Raw genomic sequence first — 20,469 nt, 5'->3', positions numbered from 1 at the left:
TGAGGACCGCTTCCGTCCTCATGCATCTCTACCATGGATAACCTGAAGCGATCCGTTAAGGGTTTAGCAGTGCTTTGCAATCTAAGCGCTGGCACCTTGGCCACCATCAAGAAATGGGGTCAAGGCACACATGATCAGGCAGCTTTTCACACTTTCCATACTCGCGCTGTTCGCAGGATGCACGTCTGTAGCGGACAAACCGGTTGGACCTGCTTTCGACAGCAGCCAGAATCCTGAGCTGCTCTCGCCAGACCTGTACTCAAGTGGCGCAAAGGCCGGCCAGGAGCCGATGGTGCGCTATGGTCGCTACGCTCTGGTGAATACTGCTCCGGAAGCTGAGCAACGCGATCTGATGGCCCAAATCATCGACGTCAGCATTCCCGCAAACATGCATCCGTCCGTCCAGGATGCAATGCAGTATGTGGTCAGCCGCTCAGGCTACACCTTGTGCCCACCGAGCACGGGTCACGTAAACATCTTGTTCACACGCCCTCTTCCTGCTGCCCAGTATAAGCTTGGGCCAATGAGCCTGCGCAACACGCTGCAGGTCCTTGCCGGTCCGGCATGGCAGGTCAAGGTCAACGAAGTCACACGCGGTGTCTGTTTTGTACTGCGGCCTGGTTACCAACTGCCGGAGTCGTCAAAGCCTGTGGCACTGGCTCAACCTACCCAACCGTCCAGCACTGGATCAACCTCGGTAGCCAGCACCTCCCCAGCCGTTACCGTTGTAACGGCCCCGGCAACCGGAACCCCATTCAGCAAGAACACATTGCCTGCAGGGCAACCGCAAACCACGGTCCTCACGCAGGCAAAAGCGCAACCAGCTGCATCCATCAGCACCCCCGCCAAGGAAGGCACCCCTACACAGCAAAAGCCGACTCCTGTCAGCGCGGCTCCAGCGAACGCCACATCTCAGACCACCCTCACCAAGAGCATCGCTTCGACCAGCCAGGCTCCGACGAAACCTGAACCAGCAGCGAAACCCGTAGCAACCGTTGCGCCACAGCAAACGTGGAACGCGCCTGTGGGCAGTACCTTGCGTCAATCGGTCGAGGACTGGGCTAAACGGGCCGGCTGGCAGGTGATCTGGGTGCCGGAAGACTTGGACTACCCCATCGAAGCACCGTTGAGTTTTACAGGATCCTTCAGCTCGGCGGTCAGGCAGATATTCCCACTGTACGACAACGCCAAACGGTCCTTTGTGGTGGACGGTAATGAGGGCAATGGTCAGCAGGTTCTGCACGTATCGGAGAGGAAAAAATGAGCATGCCCTTCATGCGTCAGACCGCTCTGAGTCTCGCTGTTCTATCGGCATCAGCCTGCTCAGTCCAACGGGTGGATGAAGCCGCTGCAAGGGCAGAGGCTACCGCCGATTCTGCCGGCCGTTACGCGGCTATCCAGCGTAGCAAGCAGCAACAGGAACGTCGGGACACAGTGATATTCAGCGACAAACCCTGGGTTTCAACGCAGCCAGTTGCTGCGAGACGAGGCATCCCATCCAAGTATGACTGTGAGGTCGCCTACCGGCCTGCTGGCAGTGTCGGAATTGCTGAAATTGCCCAGTACATTTCCAGGCAGTGCGGGATCCCTGTCCTAGTCTCGCCGGACGCGCTCAATCCTGGCCTGCTGAACGCTAATGCACCTGCTCAGGGCAACCATGCGCCTCCAATCAGCACGGCCCCCAACCCTGACAGCCTGGCCGGGTTGCTGCCTGCAGGTATTACGGGCGGCTCCAACCTGGCGCAGGCCTCTCAGGGGAGAAGTTCTGACTTCGCTTCCATGCTGACACCAAACCTCGTCAGTGGGTTGCGCTTCACAGGGAAAGCCTCGGGCCTGCTGGATGAGGTCACCGCGCGGCTGGGACTCACCTATCGATTCAATCCCACCTCACGGTCAGTGCAGGTCAGCTATTTCGACACCAAGGTGTTTGACGTCTACGCATTTGGAGACGTGCAGGAAATCAAAAGCACCGTCAGATCCGGTATGACCACCTCCTCAGGTTCGGGAAGTGGCTCGTCGAGCGGATCGTCGTCGGGCAGCAGCTCTTCAGGCGTTTCGGGTGACTCGGGCAGCAACCAGAGCACGACCGTCACGCTCAACACATCGATCCTGACTGACATCCAGAGCAACGTGAGTGCCATGCTGAGTACCTCGCCGCCTGGTCGCATGTATCTGTCACCGTCGACCGGGACGTTGACCGTGACTGACCGGCCAGACGTGCTTTCGAACGTTGAGACCTATCTGGCCAAGACCAACCACGCGATCACCCAACAGGTGCTGTTCAATGTGAAGGTGTTTGAGGCGACGCTGACCGACACCGATCAACTGGCTTTGAACTGGGCGGCCGTCTACAACTCTCTGAGCACAAAGTGGGGCCTGTCTCTGTCGAATACTGTGCCAGGCATCAGCTCCAGCGCTATCTCTGGCTCTGTCGGCATTGTCGATACGGCCAACTCCGCCTGGGCAGGTTCCAACGCGATCATCCAGGCAATCGCAGAGCAGGCCCGGATCTCGAATGTTCGATCGCCGTCTGTGACCACATTGAATCTGCAGCCTGCTCCGCTGCAGATCGGCAACGTCCAAGGCTACATCCCATCGGTTCAGACCAACACCACGGCGTCAGTGGGCTCCAGCACGGCAATTACTCCGGGCACTATCACCTCTGGCTTCAACATGACACTGCAGCCTCGCTTGATGGACGATGACGAGATGTTGCTCATGGTATCGATCAATATGAGCTCCAAACCTACCTTTGAGCCATTCACGAGCAACGGCTCCAGCGTCCAGATCCCCAACTACGATGCGAAAAGTTTGTCACCGAAGGTGAAGCTGCGCAGCGGTCAGACATTGATCCTGTCGGGCTTTGAGGAGCTCAGCGACAACACGGACAAGATCGGCACAGGTTCCCCCGGATTCTTCGGGCTTGGAGGTGGGCGTAAGCGCACCTCGTCAAAAAGCGTTCTGGTAGTGCTGATCACCCCGATTGTGACCAACTGACATGGCGAACCTGCTCTCTCTGATACGAAACCGCGCTACGCGCCCCCCAACGCCCAGCGATGGCAAAGTTCAGATTCTGACTTATCACGGGCGATCTTTCGTTACAGGCCTGCTGTGGCACCCGTTGGGTAGCCTTACCGGCTACATGAAGGAAGCACGCCAGTTTGGTCGCACCCAGCAAATGGACATCGTGGCCATCAGGCATACCGAGTCGGTGATTCAGGCTGGATTTGTTTCGCAGAATGACGGTGCCGTCAAAGGTATGTATTCCCTTGCAGCTGCACTCGCCGGGCAGCTGGGCGCATCGTGGCTGGCGGCCTGGAAGATCGAGGACGCCGAGGATAGATACGCCTTGGTCGCAGTGTACCGAGGTGCGGTCATACCCGGTGCAGACCTGGTAGGCAGCAGTGAGGAAATAAAAAAGAAGGTGGCTCAGCAACTGAGCCGCTCGATGAGCTTCGACAAGATTTTTCTCCCGCCGGAGTTTGGTCGCGGTGGCGAACAATTCGACGCTGAAACATTGTTGCAGCCATCTAATCTCAAGCGCGAATACAAGCTGACACCGCTGGCATTCGGCCTGTCCAGACAGGAACTGCTGAAAGCCGGGGTGATTGGTGCCTTGGTCGTGGCCGGCCTGATTGGGTGGCACCAGTGGAATGAACATAAGCTGCAACTTGCTCGTCATGCGCAGCAAGCGGCAGAGGCGGCAAGGCAAGCCGAATTGGATGCCCTGAACCAGCGAACAAACTCCCCAGTTGTGATCGAGGCGCTTGTACATCCGTGGGTAAAACAGCCTTCTGTCCCAGTATTTCTTAGAGGCTGTAACGGCGCAATTGACCAGTTACCACCGGCAATCGAAGGATGGCTATTCGTCTCAGCTAAATGCGACGGAACGCTGATGTCGGCCAACTACAACCGCACCGGCAACAGCACCACGCTCGCTTTCAGCGCCGCTACGGCGGGCTACTTTGCTGATACGCCCGCGTTCTACGACGAAGGCAACATGGCCGCGGTGAAGCTCACCTTCGAGCTGCCGCTGGCGGGTGATGACGTTCTGAGCCCGGCAACGCAGGCCTTGGACAGCATCACTTCATGGCTGCAAGCCCAGAACGTCCAGCCCAAGATCACGGAAGTACCTGTGACGGTTGTCCAGCCACCAGCTTTGCCTGGCCAGCCAGCCCCTCCACCACCACCGCCTCCGGATTATCGACACTTCGAGATCCGCTACACGAGCCTGTTACCGCCAGCGACTGTTCTTCAAGGCGTGGAAAGCACGGGAATGCGCCTGCGTGAAATCAAAACCGACTTTCAAGACGGCAAATTAACCTGGAACGTCATAGGTGACCTCTATGTGCATTAACACTCGCGCCTCCATTTTGCTGACACTTCTGTTGTCGTGCCTGGCTGCCGGCAACATGGCCGTCGCTGCCGACCCATCTCCCAACGACCTGAGCCGGATCAACATTGGTGAGTTGTCCCAAGTGCAGAGTGAAACCCTGCTCTTCACAGCACAGGCGGCGCGAGCTCGTGCGAAGGAAGACATCGTGAACGGTGGCGAGACGTCTACATCGACATCTACGTCTGCGCCGGTTCAGGTAACGCAGAGCGCTTACACGACGCCCGCCCCGGCCAGCAACAGCACACCGCAGTTGCCGGTGGTCAAGACCGTGTTCAGGATGAATAACGCTCTGTATGCAACGTTACTGTACGGAAGTGGTTTCGAGGTCGATGCATCAGTGGGCAATTCTGAGCTGCCAGGAGGGTTCAAGGTAATCAGCGTGTCCCTCGATAGCGTGGTACTGGGCCATGACGGACGCCGATATCCATTAGGTTTCTCGACCCGGGCACCAAGTGGCTCGGTTGACGCGCCCCAAATGTCACTGCAGACACTCAAGCCTGTAGCTCCGGGGCAACCCTCGGCTATGAGTCCGCTGTCCAGCGTGTCGCAGGAGTTGCAGCGATGAGCGGCGCGGTACGAATTGAGCCAGACATTGAGGCTGATCCGTTGGCACGCCAGGTCGCCCGGCCGACCGCAGTCGTGCAACCGATCACCATCGCCATGCAATCTGACGTGGTCGGAGCCGTCCTGACTGCGGAGGGACAGCGGTGGGGGGACATCACCAGCGAGTTGCGTCAGCTCGTTGCCTTGTTAGCACCTGCCCCAGAGGCTGAAGAAGCAGAATTGCTCGTGTCGTCTCAGCACATGCACGACCCTTATGTGATGGCATTTATGGACCGCCTGGACCGAGCCGGCGTGCCGTTTCAAACCATCAGCAGCACGCTCAGCGACATCAAGTCGCTGTATCAGAATGCGGGCAAAGCTTTCGCGGGATCTATAGACAGTACCCAGCGTCAACAAGAGGTGATTCGTATCATCGGCGCGGCCCATGCACGACGTGCTTCCGACGTTCACTTCATCGTTGGCCACGAAATCACCTACATCAAGTTTCGTGAGGACGGTCTCTTGCGGGAGTACGGGCAGATCCAGAGCGCCGTAGGAAACGAGCTCTGTTCTTCACTATTCAACTCGATGTGTGACGTCAAATCTGAGGGCTACTACCAACCGGAACTGAAACAAGATGCGCGCATGGCTCGCACCTTCCTCGACCAATTGGGACTGTCCGGAGCCCGTGTCGCTACGCGCCCTCTGGTCGAAGGGCCTTTGATGGTGTTGCGGCTGATCTATGACGATCAGGAGAAACAGTCCGTCGACGATCTGGGGTTTCTGCCAGAACAGAATTTGCTGTTCAAGCGGCTTAGAAGTCTTCCTTACGGCGTGATCATATTGACCGGTCCGACTGGATCAGGGAAATCGAAGTCGCTCCAGGTGCAGATCAACCTTCTGGCTGAAGAGTGTAAAGGCACAAAACACATCCTGACCGTTGAGGACCCGCCCGAATATCCGATGCGTGCAAATCAGTCCCCTCTTGGCAGCAATGAGTCATGGGGAGAATCCATTACAAACTCCGTGCGACTCGACCCCGACATACTGATGTATGGGGAGATTCGAGACCTTGAATCAGCTCAGGGGGCACTGCGAGGGGGAATGACCGGCCACCTGGTTTTATCGACTCTGCACACCAACAACGCTGTAGCAGCAATTCCTCGCCTGATCGACATGGGGGCTGATACAAGCCTGGTCACCGACCCAACACTCATTGTCGGCCTTATCAACCAGTCACTGCTGCCAACGCTGTGCAAGAAGTGTCGCGTGCCTGCGCGCAGCCAGATCAGTACCTTGGATCCGCAGCTGGTCGAGCGGCTCGAAAAGATGACCGTGCTGGATCAGGTCTATCTGGCTGGGCCGGGTTGCTCTCTATGCCGTGACGGGGTGAACGGCAGGGCCGCTGTCGCCGAGATTCTTCTCCCTACCCACCGGTTCATGGAGGAGATCCGAAAGAATGGCCCAAGCGCTGCACGCCAGTATTGGGTCAAGCACATGGGTGGTATCACGAAGGTTGCCCACACGCTCATCAAGATCAATGCAGGGCTGATTGACCCGCGCATGGCAGAGGCCGTAGTCGGTCCTTTGGATTTTGACAGCTACATGCTGGATGCCGAAGCGCCTGAGGCAGAAGTCCATGCTCAGTAAGGTGATGGATGCCTGGTCTGGGCTTGTAGATGGTTTTTACAGAAACCAGTTCGGAGGCAATGAGCGTATCCGCCTGTACGAGAGCATGACCGCTCTGCTGGAGAACGGCGTACCGCTCGACCTGGCTCTTGATCGTATTGGATCGATCTACAGTGATGGAGGCCGACGTGCTCGACATCCGATCGCGCTTGCCAGCTATGGCATAGGCAAAGCTGTGGACGGCGGCAAGACCCTGGCCCAGGCCTGCCTTAGCTGGGTGCCTTATCAGGAGCACGCCGTTATCAGCGCCGGCGAGAAGTCAGGGAACTTGATCCAGGCATTCAGCGACTGCGTGCGGATCATCGAGGCTCGGCAAAAAGTGATGAAGCTGGTGGTCTCCACGGCCTCGTACCCGGTTTTTGTCTGGAGCCTGATGGCCTACTTGCTAAACGTAATCGCCACCCGGGTGGTACCGGCCATGAGCCGCTCATCCAACCCAGAAGCCTGGTCCGGCGCACCCATGGTTCTGCACATGATCGCCACCTTTGTGACCAACTGGGGACTTCTGACTTTGTGCCTTGTGGTGGTCCTGGTTGTCACCAGTGTCGTCACTCTGCCTTATTTCCGTGGCCCTTGGCGGACACGGCTGGAGATCTTTCCTCCCTGGTCAATCTACAAAGCGCTCCACGGCTCAACGTTCCTCCTCAATATCGCGGTCATGCTGCGAGCAAACATCGATCCGCTCGGAGCGTTGGACACGTTAAAGCGTGGGGCAAATCCGTGGCTGCGTGAACGCCTGGAAGCTGCCCATTACGGGGTTCGGATGGGTAAAAACTTTGGGGAGGCTTTGGATCTTTCCGGGCATGAGTTTCCAGACCACGAAGCGATTCAATTTCTGATTGTTCTCTCCACCACGCAGAGCTTCTCGGCTGCAGTGCACCGCTACAGCCTTCGCTGGTTGGAGATATCACTGAAACAGGTCGAGCGTTACGCCAAGACACTCTCCCTCGTATCCATGGTTCTGATCGGCCTGTTGATGATTCTGGTCATGGTCGGGGCCTACAGCATGACCGGCAATGCCACTCAGGGCATGCAGCACTGAACACGACACCGCAATCCACATACCCAGGACTACACACATGCACAACACCACCTACTCGGCCCGGGCGAACCAGACCGGTTATATCTCGGTTGAATTGTTATTCGCTCTCATCGTTATCCTGATCGGGATGGGCTATGCCCTCTACAACGGTTGGAGCGCGATAGGCAGTTCGGACGTCAACAACGAGCAAGGTAACGTCGGTCAACTGATCGCCAACACTCGCAAGCTCAAAGGCAGCGCCGGTTACGGAGCATCAGGGACCGATCTGATCGCCCAGCTCAACTCGATAAGAGGCCTTCCCAATATGTCATTCTCCGGCGGCAAGCTTTACAACGCCTGGAGTGGGCAGGTCACTGTGATTGCCAATGGTATGACCTTCACAGTCACCGAATCGGGCTTGCCCCAAGATGCCTGTGTGACGCTGGCCACGAAGATTGGTCGCGGGCAGAAGGTCACCACCTCGATCAATGGCGGCACGGCTGTGAGCGGCGAGGTGAGTTCAGCTGCTGCTACCAGTAGCTGCTCTACAGACAGCAACACGTTGGCTTGGACGGCCTACTGAAAATGAGCCCAATTATCGACACGCCCTTTGTGGACCTCTATCTGGGGCCGGATTTCACGGACGTTAAAGGCCTGGACGGCCAAAGCGGACGTGTCGAGGCTCCGGAAAGCTGGAGAGAAAGCGCCCAGCTTTTACGAGAGGAATGCTCCAAGCACTTTGAAGCGCATCAGGATCCTGAGTTTTCGTTGATCAAAGATGGAACCGTGCTTCGCGTCACTCAGATCCCAGATGCCTTCGGCCAGGCTGTGTTCGTAGTCCGCAAATCAAATGCGCAAGTACGGCAGTTCGACCAGCTGGGTTTTCCGGAAGACCTCGTCGAATCGTTGCTTACGAAGCATGTGCGCGGCTTGGTGATCTTTTGCGGCGAGATGGGCACCGGCAAAACCTCAAGCGCGGCTTCGCTGATAATCGCCAGGCTAATTGCGTGCGGTGGGATCGCGTTGGCTGCAGAGGATCCGGCTGAGACAGATTTGAACGGTCGTCACGGACCTGGTCGTTGCATCCAGATGCAGGTTTCAAGACGCAATGGGGGGTATGAGGAGGCTCTGATGAGGGGACTTCGCTCTGGCGCGGACATGATGCTTATCGGTGAGATCAGAGACACCCCGACGGCAGTTCAGGCAGTGCGAGCTGCGATCAATGGCCTGTTCATCATCACCACAGTGCACGCGGGAACCGTACCGCAGGCGATCGAGCGAATAGCGACGCTTGCGGAGCCGGCCATCAGCAACGTCCGATCAATTCTGTCACAGGGTTTGGTAGCTGTAGCTGCGCTTGCCCTCGAAGGTGAAGGCGAAATGCGACATCTGAAGATCCAGAGCCTTTCACTGACTGGACCTGACGGCCCTGGTATTCGCGAGAAGATCCGATCAAATCAAATAGCAATGATTAGCCAGGATGTCGATCAACAATCGAACAGGAGCCTCTGGGGATGAATCTTCTCAAGCCCGGCCGGACCAGAAAAAACGGTTTCGTGGTAGTCGAGCTGCTCTTCGGCTTGATCATTTTTGCCATTGCGTCGGCCATAGGCGTTTCGCTGGTCGCAGACAGGATGGATGCGCAGAACTATCAGATCGCAGCTCAGCAACAGCAGCAGATCGCAGAGGCCGCTTCTAAATACCTGAAGGACAATTTCTCAACGGTCTATGGATCGGCGGGCACAACCACACCCGCTACGATTACCCCTCAGATGCTACGCAACACCAACTATCTGCCAGCCAGCTTCAGTGACACAAATGCATTCGGTCAGAGCTTCGTGGTGCTTGCCCGAAGGGTCAACGTCAACCAGCTCGAATCCATCGTGATCACTACCGGTGGACAGGCTATCGATGAGATCGGTACCCGGACGATTGCGGAAAATATGGGTGCGCCGGGTGGCTTCATCCCGTTCAACAACACCCGCGTTATCCAAGGAGTACGAGGCGGCTGGCAACTTGCCCTGAGCAACTATGGGATCAACCCAGGCGTTGGCCACACTGCGAGTGCCTTGTTTCTCCAGGATGGCACGCTCTCCAACGACTACCTGTACCGCAACGCCATCCCAGGAAAGCCTGAACTCAATCGCATGAACACGGCGCTCAGTATGGGAGGAAACGATGTCAACGATGTGGCTGCATTGAACGCCTCTGGAGCGGTGACGGTTGGAGGGAATGTCGACACTGCTGGATCAGTCAACGCCACTGGGAATGTGAGTGCGTCGGGATCCGTCACAGCCCAGGGCAATGTGAGTGCGTCGGGGAGCGTCACAGCCCAGAGCAACGTTGTCGCTGCAGGCGATGTATACGCACAGTCGGTGAATGCCTCGGCCAACCTAAGGGGCGCTGCTGCCCGAATATCAGGAGAGACTGTCACAGGCGGTTGGTTTCGCACCCAGGGCGACACCGGCTGGTACAACGAAAAATGGGGCGGTGGCTGGTACATGAGTGACTCGGACTGGGTTCGGGTCTACGGCGACAAGAACGTCTACACAGCCGGGAACATCCGAGGAGGGACAGTGACTTCGGAAGGTCGCGCGACCGTCGGTGAATACCTGCAGCTCAATGGGGTGGCAACTGCCGGCACAGCCTGTGCTGCAAACGGTATGGTTGGACGTACCAACACGGGGCGATCGCTTTCTTGTGATAACCAGGTCTGGGTGGTGAATGGCTCCAGTGCCCCTACCTGTACGGCAAAAACCATCCCCGGCTACGACGCAAATGACGTCACTACCTATGCATGCCCAGTCGGCTACACGAAAGTTGGTTGGGACACGGCCGGCTCCGGCCAACGATTCAGCAGTACCCCAGGAATCGTGGTCGGCCAGAACGACTACGCCACCATTTTCTGTTGCCAGTTCTGACCAGGCGCATAGCAGTCATCGAGGAAGTAGAGTGAACATTTACTGGCTTGCAATGGTGGTGATTACAGCAGTGCTCGGAATGGTTTACGAGAAGTCACACCAGGCAGAACAGAGCTCCCAGACCGTAGAAATCTCCTTGATTGCTCATAACGTCCTCGTCTACAGAAATGCTCTGGCCAAGTATGCCAACGCTCACAAAGCTGCATCAGGAACGGTGGCCGATAACCAGTTGGCACTGCCCAGCTGGTACGCGCGTTACCCTGGGGTGGAGGGAGTGATCGATGCTGGACGAAGTTACGCGTTCTTCGGATCCCCTCCTCCTGGTCTTGTTTCAGAGATGATGAATTTGACTGGGGGCTCCCTGGCCATCGGCACCGCGTCCTCCGGTAGCCTGCTCACACCAAGCTCAGGGTATGTGGGGGTCACGCTGCCCGCGGCAGTTCCAACTGGAGCAGCTGTCGCCTACCACTGAGGAAAAGGTGACAAGTCGCCTTGGCTGTCACCTGCTGGGTAATTGCTCTCCACCTGCCCGCTCATTTACGCTGCACTTGCCCGCTCATTTGCATTCGACTTGCCCCGTCATTCAGATAGGATTTGAGCAGCACATTGTGTGGCCCTGACTGGCAGAAGTCAGACTGCGGCCGCTGACGCAGGATTGCCCCAACTGCTGAGATTTCTCGGACTTAGGTTGTGGCTACGTAGACAGTAAATGGCACCAGCTTTTCGGTCGGGTTGCTTCTGAACCAGGCCAGCAGATTTCCGCCTTCCTCGTCACCCACTCTCCACAGTTAAAAATTATGCTCCGGCCCCGGGAAAGAACCATTGCTCACATCGGACGCAAAGTCCTTGGCAGCGTTACTAAGTACCGAACGCAGATCAGCGTATTGCTTGACGAAACGGGGCAGCCGGCCGTTGCGTAAACCTGCCATATCCTGCCAGACCAACACCTGAGCATCACATTGATTGCCTGCGCCGATGCCGACCGTGGGAATAGAAACGGCTTCTGTTATCGCTCGGCCTACGTCAGCGGGCACCATCTCTATCAAAATACCAAATGCACCTGCGGCTTCGAATGCTATGGCACTTTCAATTAGTCGCTGCGAATCCTCTCCTCGCCCCTGTACACGGTAACCCCCCAACTGATGCTCCATCTGCGGGGTGAAGCCAATGTGAGCCATAACCGGGATGCCTGACTGGGTAAGCTTTTCAACCTGCGCCAGCATTTCGATGCCGCCCTCAAGCTTCACTGCATGGGCACCGCCCTCTTTCATAAACCTGACGGCTGTATGGAAGCACTGCTCTGCCGAGGCTTGATAAGAGCCAAAAGGCAGATCGGCAATCACAAGCGCTCGTTGTGCAGATCGAGAAACAGCACGAACCAGCGGGATGAGTTCGTCAACGGTGACCGATAACGTTGAGTCATGGCCATAGACATTATTGGAGGCAGAATCGCCCACCAGCAGGACGGGTATTCCCGCCTCTGCAAAAATAGCTGCGCTGTACATGTCATACGCAGTGAGCATGGCCCATTTCCGACCTTCCACCTTCATCTGTTTGAGATGAGGGATTCTGATCCGAGTCACTGGCTGAGCCTGACTTGGGCTGCCGTAGGGCGAAGGTTGATCGTTCATCGATAGAGTCTCTCCGAAAAAGAATTAACGCAGTAGCTGCTCAATCAGCAAAATCGCCGCAATAACAATCATTGTCGCGCCAGACAGTCTACTAACAAGACGTGCGGCGGAGGGACGTGCGCCTAAAACTGCTTGTGAACCGAAGCCGACCATAAAGTAAACGACCCCGCAACTGACAGTATGCATCAGCCCCAGGGCGATCATTTGCATCGGCACCGGCCAAGGAGCCGCAGCATCAGTGAACTGAGGCAACAACGCAAGAAACAGCAAGAACACCTTGGGGTTGAGGCCACTTACGCAAAAGCCTTTGAAGGCCCAATGACCCCATGAGCCCGTGGCCTGAGTGTCATCAGCATGCGGAGTGGAGGGTCGGGCAAGCATGTTAATCCCCAACCACAGCAAATATCCCGCCCCAATGACGGTCAGCACCGACAGTGCAAACGGATGATTTGTCATCAGGGTGCCCACGCCTGCGGCAACAATCACTGTTGCAATCAAGTGACCAGAAAGTAGTCCAGTCACCGCAGGCACTACCACACGCCCTCTCAGGCCGGCCGATATTGCGTAAGCCCAGTCAGCCCCGGGCGTAATAACGAACAGAATTGATACTGCCCAGAAGGCAGCGAAAACGCTCAGGCTCACATTGCTCCCCTCTCGTTTTTTGCAAACACCAACTTTTGCATTTCTTACCCTCAGAACTTTGCGCAACACTGTGTTTTTGTAATGCCGCGAACGTTAAAATTGCGAAGAAGAATAATGAATTTTTGTTAGAATTTACTTTCAAAGATGACCACTCAAACCTCAATCATGGGGAGATCCTTCCAAATGGACAGAACTGATCGAAAGATTCTTTCTGAATTACAGAAAGACGGTCGACTTTCGGTCACTGAATTGGCCGAACGGGTGGGCCTGAGCCTTTCGCCCTGCCACCGGCGAGTGCGCGCTCTGGAAGAGTCCGGTGTCTTGCTCGGCTACAGAGCCCAACTGGATCCCAGCGCACTGGGCCTCAATTTTTCGGCAATAGTCTTTGTCACTCTGAGAGAAGGAGACAGAAAAGCAGTCGAGGCTTTTGAATCAGCGCTTTCGGGCATAGAACCAGTGGTGAATGCGCAAAGACTGTTTGGGGAGCCGGACTATCTGCTGCACGTGATTACTCCAGACCTCCCAGCCTTCCAAAGGCTCTACGACGAGAGCCTTTCTACACTACCCAATGTGCAACGACTGACGTCGACCCTGGTAATGAAACGGGTAATACAGGACAGGCCATTAAGCTTCTGATGGCATGCCAAAAAACTTTTCAAAGCAAAAAAACCGCCGAGGCGGTTTTTTTAATGCGACGCGTCTTACTGACCCGGGATTATCGGGAACGCTCCGAATCCTATCATCGCAGCCATGATCAGGAAGCTGAGGGCAAATGCCCATTTCATGGTGTACTTCTGATGGTCGCTGAACTCCACGCCAGCCAAACCACAAAGTAGGTAAGTAGAAGCCACAAGAGGACTCAGCAGGTGGACAGGCTGCCCCACCAGGGACGCGCGACCGATCTCGGCATGGGTAATGCCATACACTTCAGCAGCCTTTGCCAGTACCGGCAGCACGCCGTAGTAGAAAGCATCGTTAGACATGAAGAACGTGCCCGGAATACTTGCCAGCGCAGTGATCGGCGCCATGTAAGGGCCCCATGTGTCTGGAAGCGCAGCCAGAAAGCTTGCAGACATCGCGCTCACCATACCGGTACCCGAAAGAATGCCAGCGAGGATACCAGCAGCCAGGAAGATCGCGATCTGGTTAAGGGCTGTTGGTGCGTGAGCGGCGATACGGCGACGTTGATCCGCCATATGCGGATAGTTGATCACCAGACCTACCGAGAACGCGACCATGAACAGAACGGCCAGTGGCAACAGCTCCAGGACCAGCGCAGTCATCAGACCTACGGTAAGCATCGCATTGAGCCAGAACAGCTTCGGACGGCGCAGATCTTCGTCTTCCTGCGACATGGAGGGCAGGCCGGTAACATCCTCATCATAGACTGCCACCTCGGCATCATAAGGCAACACCAGTTTGCCTAAACGACTGCGTTCGCGCAGACCGATGAAGTAGGCCAGAGCCATCACGCCCAGGAATCCGACGATCATCGACGGGATAATCGGGATGAAGAGATCCGATGTATCCACCTGCAGCGATGCGGCAGCACGCGCCAACGGCCCACCCCAAGGCAAGAGGTTCGTAACACTCGCCGCCAGGATCACCACACAGGTTAAAGCTAGCGGGTTAAGCCTCAGCCGTTTGAACAACGGCAGCATGGCGGTGACCGTGATCATGTAAGTCGTTGAGCCGTCACCATCCAGTGAAACCATCCCCGCCAGCAGCGTGGAGAAGATCACGGCCTTGACCGGGTCGCCCTTGATGATTTTCAGGAAGGTGCGAATGATGGGGTCGAATAGCCCGGTATCGAACATCATCCCGAAGTACAGAATGGCGAACATTACCATGATGGCCGTGGGTGCGACCTTCTTCAGGCCGTCGATCATCATGTCACCCATATCGGGGCCAAAGCCACCAATCAAGGCGAAGACGATAGGAGTGATCGTAAGTGCGACCAAGGGCGAGAGCCGCTTGCTCATGATCAGGGCCATAAAGGTCACGATCATGCCGTAACCAAGCAAAGACAGCATTTGTATGTCCTCGGTTAAAAGTACAATTGTTTTTATGATTTAGCGCGTATGCGCTGTCGAGAATCAGTTTGGCTACAGCAGTGTTCAGTCATTTAGTACCGAGACGACGGCTGTTAGCTCATATGCAAACCGCCATTGATCGAGAAGTCAGCGCCATTGGCGTAACCAGACTCTTCAGATGCCAGCCAGGAGCAAATTGCCGCGATCTCTTCCGGGTTACCCAGACGCCGGGACGGAATTTCGTTGATGATGCGATCCATCGCATCTACAGTGGTAATGGACTTGAGTCTCGGAGTTGCCACATAACCAGGGGAGACGGTATTGACGGTGACGCCACGCGAACCCACTTCCTTGGCCAGCGCACGGGTGAATCCACGAATTGCGGATTTAGCCGTAGAGTAATTGACCTGGCCTACTTGGCCCAACTGGGCATTGACGGACGAGATATTGATGACCCGGCCCCAGCCTCGGGAAACCATGCCGTCGATGACCTGCTTGGTAACGTTGAAGAGCGAGTTGAGGTTGGTATCAATGACTGTTTGCCAATCGCCTGGTTGCATATCGCGGAAAACCACATTGACGGCTGTACCCGCATTGTTGACGAGCACATCAACGGGGCCAACATCTTTGGTAATGTTCTCGAAAGCGAGCTTTGAGGATTCCCAGTCAGCAACGTTACCTTCAGAGGCTATGAAGGTGTAACCGAGTTTCTTCTGCTCTGCGAGCCATGCAGTTTTGCGCGGAGAGTTGGGGCCGCAGCCCACAACGACGGTGAAGCCGTCTTTGGCAAGACGCTGACATACGGCAGTACCCAAACCGCCCATACCAGCAGTCACATAAGCAATACGCTTAGACATACGAACACTCCTGTTTTGTTTTTTGTTGGGAGTACGACTTGCGGGCCATTTGGCCACTGAACCTACTAGACGCCACTCAAAATTGTTTTGCAATGTGATGCGGTACAATTCGTAAAAGGGCAACGCTTTCGTAGGAAAACAACCCCGATGAACGAGGTTTGGCTTAGTACTCGAGTAAAAGCGCATGAAACGCTGGCTCAATCACCCATAAGATTTGCCGATACTCGCACTTTCGGTAATCTTGCATTTACATGCACCTAAATGCTGTTCTCCTTTGGAGAACGCGAACCACTTTTAGGGACGACGCCCCACTTGTTAAGCCAACCAAGCCCTTCATTGGTGGCCATGAGCGGTCGATACTCACAGCCAATCCAGCCGCTGTAGCCCACGTTTTCAAGGAAACTGAAGATTTCTGCGTACTTAAGATGCCCGGTACCGGGCTCATGCCTGCCTGGCCAATCCGCGACCTGAACGTGCCGAACTCGATCAATCCACTGTTTCAAGAGGCTTGAACCGGCCCCCGACACTAACTGCGCGTGGTAGACGTCCAGAATCAACCCCAGCTCGGGTATAGCGTCCAGTACAGGGGCGGCCAAATCGAAGTTGCTCAGATAGTAACCTGGCATCTCGCTCGCACTGATGACCTCGACAAGGCCATTAAGACCATTGTCAGCCAAATAATCGACGGCATAACGGAGGTTGCCGAGGTAGGTTTGCCCATCCGTGTTCAGCGCACCAGGAATGTTGATACCTGACATCAGGTGAACATTGCTGCACTTGAGCTGTTTCGCGTAATCCACTGCATCAGCGAGCCCTGCCTTGAATTCGGCGTCTCGTGATGTTGCGGCGGCCAGCCCCTTGGTCAACCCGACGGGAGCGGCGAACTGCACCATGGTCAATTGGTGCTCTTGCAGCAAGTCCGAAAGAAGCGACGCTTCATGGTCATAGGGTGTGGGGAACTCCACGGCCGAAAATCCCGCCGATGCGGCCGTTTCGAACCGTTTGAGAAAAGTCTTCTCCGTAAACTGAAAACCTAAGTGCGCGTTGAAATTGAGCATCTACATACCATCTGAAGAAAAGCAAACGATGACGTCAGGCTTCCAGGCAGGCGCGGAGCTTCAGCACCGCACTGTCAGGGGTTGTCAAAATGTTTAGCGTTGTTGCTTGCTTGGCTGAAGTGGCGGCCGTCACCATCGAGAATTGCGCGAAGCAAATCAGATCCTGACCTTCGATACCGCTTACCAGCTCGCCAATCAGCTTGTCGTGCAGCTCTGCATCACCTGAGCGCAACACTTCCAACGCCTTGGGGCAGGTGAAACTGCTCAGTTCAAGAGGACGACCGGCCGCCTTGCCGGCCTCAGTGAACTCGTCGACCAATGATTCAATAGCCGGCGCAAATGTCGCAACGATGGCGATGCGAGACGCCTGCCATATGGCTTCGTCAATCATCGCTTCATTAGGCTTGAGTACAGGAATGGAAAGCTCACTTTTGCACAGATCAATAGCGTCGCCAAATGCCGAGCAGGTGAACAGTATTGCGTCAGCACCTGCCTGAACGGCGTAGTGAGCCAAGGCCAGGAATCTGAGTTTCAGTGCCTCGGTAATACAACCTGCAGCTGCGAGATCTCTAGAAAGGGAATCCTCCAGCAGGTTGGCCAATTGTGCTTCGGGCCACAATTTCGCAAAGGCCTGATTAATCGGCTCAATGGCGACTGGCGTAGCGTGAATGAGAAAAATGCTTTTTGCTGTCATGGAAAAACCTGCTTTGTCGTTCTTGATACGGCAATTCCATCAGAAGGCCGTGCCGTAGCCAGAACGCGTTGATATGGTATTTTGGTGAAACGCAGTGCAATCACGATGACACTGCGCAACGTGTAGTTCAGGCGCGATAACACTCGATGAAGCCAGTGATAAGAAAAGATCTTGCCGAGCAACTGGCACCAAAGATCATTGATATGGCTCGTGCACGCTCCATGCATGCAGGTGAGCCATTGCGCGAAGAAGCCTTCGCTAAAGAGCTCGGCGTTTCCCGCTCGCCCATCCGACGCGGCTTTGCCTTGCTCGAAGAGCTTGGCCTGGCGACCAAAGAACCCAATCGCGGGTACTACCTGACCTGTGACGCCAGCGCGATCGACATCAGCAATCTGCTTTTGGATGCCGACCCTTTCGAGGATTTCTACCTGCGCGTCGTGGATGACGTGCTGCGCGGTGACGTTCCAACCACATTTTTTGAAGCAGAGCTGATCCGGCGTTATGGAGTGCCTCGCGGACAGCTCATCAAGGTGCTGAACCGCCTTGCGAACGAATCCATGATTGAACGCAAACCAGGCCAGGGATGGGAGATCAATAATTTTCTCCACGACTCCAATGCCCATATTCAAAGCTATCGGTTTCGGATGGCCATTGAACCGGCAGCCCTGCTTGAACCTGGGTACAAGGTGGACGAGGTGGCGTTTGCCAAGGCCAGACAAGTCCAGCAGGAGCTGCTGAATGGTGACATATTCAAGCTCTCTCGCTCTCAGCTCTTTCAGGTCGGGGCGCAACTGCACGAGCTGATTATTCGCTGCTCGGGCAATGCGTTTTTCCTTGAAGCCATCCGGCGTCAGAATCAGCTGAGACGCTTCATGGGGTATAAGGCCAACGTCGACAGACCGCGTCTTATCAACCAATGCAAAGAACATATTCATTTGCTTGATCTCATCCAGTCTGGCCGACGCGAAGAAGCTGCTGACTTTCTGCGCACCCACCTCGATATCGTTGGCCGCCTGAAGACAGCCAAGGAAGCCAGGGATGAGCTGGAGCAGCAGAAAATCATCGAGACCTCGGCGGCGACTTAAACAACATGCACAGGTTCGTTGAGAATCACCACGCCATCGTCATCGCCATATAGCCGATCACCGTTGGCGATTGTCTGGCCTGCGAAGGTCACGGCCTCGCCTACTTGGCCTTCGGAGCGCTTGACCGATTTGCGTGGAGACGAACCCAGCGCCTTGATCGCGATTGGCAGTTTTTCAAGCACAGCTCGATCCCGGACATAGCCGTAGATCAACACGCCCGCCCACCCGCTGTTCACCAGATCTTCGGCAATGACGTCCCCTAATAATGCACAGCGATCACTCGCGCCGCCGTCCACGACCAGAATTTTTCCTGCGCCCGCCTCAGCGCTCAGCTCTTTAATTCGCGAATTGTCCTCGAAGCATTTGACGGTCACTGCCTCGCCGGTGAAGTCCTTCCTGCCACCAAGATCCTGAAAGATGGGCGCAAGCACTCGGGCTTTGTTGCCAAATTCGTCGCATAGGTCAGTCGTTTTGTAAGACATAAACACTCCGGTCTGTCGGGGAGATAGCAAACTGTGGAAACAAAGGTTGCACAATCTGGATATTGATGCAATAAAATGCAATCTATCAGGGCGACATATTGACGACTGGAGACCGAAACGCGATGCAGTCGCCAGACGGTAACGGCCAGGTGAACGTCTTGACGGTATTGTATTTCGCCCAGATGAGGTACATGAAATCTCTGGCAACCCTACGGCCTGCCTCAGCTTCGAATAAAAAATTTAGGAGAGTGTGATGCGTATTCTTGTTCTTCCCTGCGATGGTATCGGCCCGGAAATCGTCGAGTCTTCGATGTCGGTTTTGCACGCAGTCAATAAAAAATTCAGCCTCGGCCTGACGTTCGATTATGACGACGTCGGCTTCAAGAGCCTCGAAAAGCACGGCACTACCCTGCGCGATGAGATTCTGGACAAGGCCAAGACATACGACGGCATCATCCTGGGCACCCAGTCTCATGCGGACTACCCGGTTCCTGAAAAAGGCGGCCGTAACGTCTCCGCCGGCTTCCGTATCGGCCTCGACCTGTACGCCAACGTGCGCCCTGCCCGCACTCGCTCTTTCCTGACTTCGAACATGAAGGAAGGCAAGACCATGGATCTGGTGATCATGCGTGAGGCCACCGAAGGCTTCTATCCAGACCGCAACATGAGCCGTGGCTGGGGCGAAGTGATGCCTAGCCCGGACATGGCACTCTCGACCCGTAAAATCACCCGTCATTGCAGCGAGCGTATTGCACGTCGCGCTTTTGAACTGGCGATGAAGCGCAACAAGAAAGTGACCGCAATCCACAAGGCCAACAGCTTCCACATGACCGATGGCTTGTTCCTGGAAGCCGTACGTCACGTAGCCAAGGACTTTCCCGAAGTTCAGCTGGATGATCTGTTGGTCGATGCTTCCACTGCGCATTTGGTACGTAGCCCGGAGCGCTTCGACGTACTGGTCGCGACCAACTTCTACGGCGACATCATCAGCGACCTGGCCAGCGAGCTGTCCGGCAGCCTCGGCTTGGCCGGCTCGATCATGGCCAGCGATGTTCACTGCGCGGCGCAGGCCCAGCACGGTTCGGCCCCGGATATCGCGGGCAAGGATATTGCCAACCCGGTGTCGATGATCCTCTCCGTGGCCATGTTGCTGCAGTGGATGGGCGAGCAACGCAACAACTCCAGCCTCGTGGCCGCCGCAGCCGAGATGGATCGGGCTATCGACATCGTGCTGGAAAACCCGGAGCAACGCACCCCGGATCTGGGTGGCAAATTAGGCACCAAAGCGTTCGGCGAAGCAGTAGCCAAGGTCATCCTGGGCTGACTGAAGAAGGGGCAGCACGCCTAGTGCTGCTCTTTTTGCTGTATCCAGGCAATTCCATACCAACAAGAATTCAACGTTCAACATCGCAGGCAC

At 55.7% G+C, this 20,469-nt stretch carries 20 protein-coding genes; 13 read left to right on the top strand and 7 right to left on the bottom strand.

The genetic code is table 11. The annotated features are described in order from the left end of the window. Nucleotides 1–130: 130 nt before the first annotated feature. The 10 genes from pilL2 to pilM are packed head-to-tail and all read left to right on the top strand — an operon-like array spanning nucleotide 131 to nucleotide 11,042. Nucleotides 131–1,264, top strand: a complete 1,134-nt coding sequence (gene pilL2 / locus AC54XV_RS04235; protein ID WP_129450564.1) for a PFGI-1 class ICE element type IV pilus protein PilL2 — start codon at nucleotides 131–133, stop codon at nucleotides 1,262–1,264. After that, complete coding sequence (gene pilN, locus AC54XV_RS04230) at nucleotides 1,261–2,997, top strand: PilN family type IVB pilus formation outer membrane protein (protein WP_129450566.1); 1,737 nt, start codon at nucleotides 1,261–1,263, stop codon at nucleotides 2,995–2,997. Before pilL2 ends, pilN begins: the two co-directional genes overlap by 4 nt. 1 nt (nucleotide 2,998) lies before the next feature. Continuing rightward, nucleotides 2,999–4,357, top strand: coding sequence for a type 4b pilus protein PilO2 (gene pilO2 / locus AC54XV_RS04225; RefSeq protein ID WP_129450568.1), 1,359 nt, complete (start codon nucleotides 2,999–3,001; stop codon nucleotides 4,355–4,357). After that, nucleotides 4,347–4,961: a type IV pilus biogenesis protein PilP gene (pilP, locus tag AC54XV_RS04220; protein ID WP_129450570.1), complete on the top strand. Its 615-nt coding sequence runs from the start codon at nucleotides 4,347–4,349 to the stop codon at nucleotides 4,959–4,961. Before pilO2 ends, pilP begins: the two co-directional genes overlap by 11 nt. Then, nucleotides 4,958–6,589 carry a GspE/PulE family protein gene (locus tag AC54XV_RS04215; RefSeq protein ID WP_129450572.1) on the top strand — a complete coding sequence of 544 codons (1,632 nt, stop codon included), beginning with the start codon at nucleotides 4,958–4,960 and terminating at the stop codon, nucleotides 6,587–6,589. Before pilP ends, AC54XV_RS04215 begins: the two co-directional genes overlap by 4 nt. Further along, entirely contained in the window at nucleotides 6,579–7,670 is a 1,092-nt protein-coding gene (locus AC54XV_RS04210; protein WP_496717993.1) for a type II secretion system F family protein, read from the top strand. The genes AC54XV_RS04215 and AC54XV_RS04210 overlap by 11 nt, the downstream gene beginning before the upstream one ends. 37 nt (nucleotides 7,671–7,707) lie before the next feature. Beyond that, a complete protein-coding gene (locus tag AC54XV_RS04205) occupies nucleotides 7,708–8,232 on the top strand; it encodes a type 4 pilus major pilin (RefSeq protein WP_054988318.1) in 525 nt (174 codons plus the stop codon). A 2-nt stretch (nucleotides 8,233–8,234) separates the two neighbouring features. Then, nucleotides 8,235–9,167 carry an ATPase, T2SS/T4P/T4SS family gene (locus AC54XV_RS04200; RefSeq protein ID WP_116893350.1) on the top strand — a complete coding sequence of 311 codons (933 nt, stop codon included), beginning with the start codon at nucleotides 8,235–8,237 and terminating at the stop codon, nucleotides 9,165–9,167. After that, entirely contained in the window at nucleotides 9,164–10,570 is a 1,407-nt protein-coding gene (gene pilV, locus AC54XV_RS04195; RefSeq protein ID WP_129450576.1) for a shufflon system plasmid conjugative transfer pilus tip adhesin PilV, read from the top strand. Before AC54XV_RS04200 ends, pilV begins: the two co-directional genes overlap by 4 nt. Before the next feature lie 31 nt (nucleotides 10,571–10,601). Continuing rightward, on the top strand, nucleotides 10,602–11,042 hold the full coding sequence (gene pilM, locus AC54XV_RS04190; RefSeq protein WP_496717991.1) for a type IV pilus biogenesis protein PilM: 441 nt from the start codon (nucleotides 10,602–10,604) through the stop codon (nucleotides 11,040–11,042). A 316-nt stretch (nucleotides 11,043–11,358) separates the two neighbouring features. Here pilM and panB read toward each other — a convergent pair whose 3' ends face one another. Then, the gene (gene panB, locus AC54XV_RS04185) at nucleotides 11,359–12,201 is read right to left on the bottom strand and encodes a 3-methyl-2-oxobutanoate hydroxymethyltransferase (RefSeq protein ID WP_129450581.1); all 843 of its coding nucleotides are present in this window, start codon (nucleotides 12,199–12,201) and stop codon (nucleotides 11,359–11,361) included. A 24-nt stretch (nucleotides 12,202–12,225) separates the two neighbouring features. After that, entirely contained in the window at nucleotides 12,226–12,843 is a 618-nt protein-coding gene (locus tag AC54XV_RS04180) for a LysE family translocator (protein ID WP_129450610.1), read from the bottom strand. Nucleotides 12,844–13,026: 183 nt separating this feature from the next. Here AC54XV_RS04180 and AC54XV_RS04175 point away from each other — a divergent pair, with 183 nt between their 5' ends. Beyond that, nucleotides 13,027–13,479, top strand: a complete 453-nt coding sequence (locus AC54XV_RS04175; protein WP_129450583.1) for an Lrp/AsnC family transcriptional regulator — start codon at nucleotides 13,027–13,029, stop codon at nucleotides 13,477–13,479. Between the two features lie 65 nt (nucleotides 13,480–13,544). Here the strand turns inward: AC54XV_RS04175 and AC54XV_RS04170 are convergent, their stop codons facing one another. From AC54XV_RS04170 to AC54XV_RS04155, 4 genes are all read right to left on the bottom strand, one after another. Next, nucleotides 13,545–14,876 (bottom strand): CitMHS family transporter, encoded by a 1,332-nt coding sequence (locus AC54XV_RS04170; protein WP_129450585.1) that lies wholly within the window; start codon nucleotides 14,874–14,876, stop codon nucleotides 13,545–13,547. 113 nt (nucleotides 14,877–14,989) lie between these two features. Next, a complete protein-coding gene (phbB, locus tag AC54XV_RS04165; protein WP_129450587.1) occupies nucleotides 14,990–15,733 on the bottom strand; it encodes an acetoacetyl-CoA reductase in 744 nt (247 codons plus the stop codon). 257 nt (nucleotides 15,734–15,990) lie between these two features. Next, nucleotides 15,991–16,791, bottom strand: coding sequence for a hydroxypyruvate isomerase family protein (locus tag AC54XV_RS04160; RefSeq protein WP_187598743.1), 801 nt, complete (start codon nucleotides 16,789–16,791; stop codon nucleotides 15,991–15,993). A gap of 34 nt (nucleotides 16,792–16,825) precedes the next feature. Continuing rightward, a complete protein-coding gene (locus AC54XV_RS04155) occupies nucleotides 16,826–17,485 on the bottom strand; it encodes an aspartate/glutamate racemase family protein (protein WP_129450591.1) in 660 nt (219 codons plus the stop codon). Nucleotides 17,486–17,640: 155 nt separating this feature from the next. Here AC54XV_RS04155 and AC54XV_RS04150 point away from each other — a divergent pair, with 155 nt between their 5' ends. After that, the gene (locus AC54XV_RS04150) at nucleotides 17,641–18,570 is read left to right on the top strand and encodes a GntR family transcriptional regulator (protein WP_129450613.1); all 930 of its coding nucleotides are present in this window, start codon (nucleotides 17,641–17,643) and stop codon (nucleotides 18,568–18,570) included. Here the strand turns inward: AC54XV_RS04150 and rraA are convergent. Beyond that, entirely contained in the window at nucleotides 18,567–19,052 is a 486-nt protein-coding gene (gene rraA, locus AC54XV_RS04145) for a ribonuclease E activity regulator RraA (protein WP_129450593.1), read from the bottom strand. The two genes, AC54XV_RS04150 and rraA, sit on opposite strands and share 4 nt — an antisense overlap. Nucleotides 19,053–19,305: 253 nt before the next feature. On the opposite strand from rraA, the gene AC54XV_RS04140 reads away from it, so the two are divergent. After that, nucleotides 19,306–20,376, top strand: a complete 1,071-nt coding sequence (locus AC54XV_RS04140; protein WP_129450595.1) for an isocitrate/isopropylmalate dehydrogenase family protein — start codon at nucleotides 19,306–19,308, stop codon at nucleotides 20,374–20,376. Nucleotides 20,377–20,469 lie beyond the last annotated feature (93 nt).

The sequence above is a fragment of the Pseudomonas fragariae (ex Marin et al. 2024) genome (genome assembly GCF_059621105.1).
The sequence above is the reverse complement of the archived record's forward strand: the minus strand, read 5'-3'. Positions and strand labels throughout refer to the sequence as shown.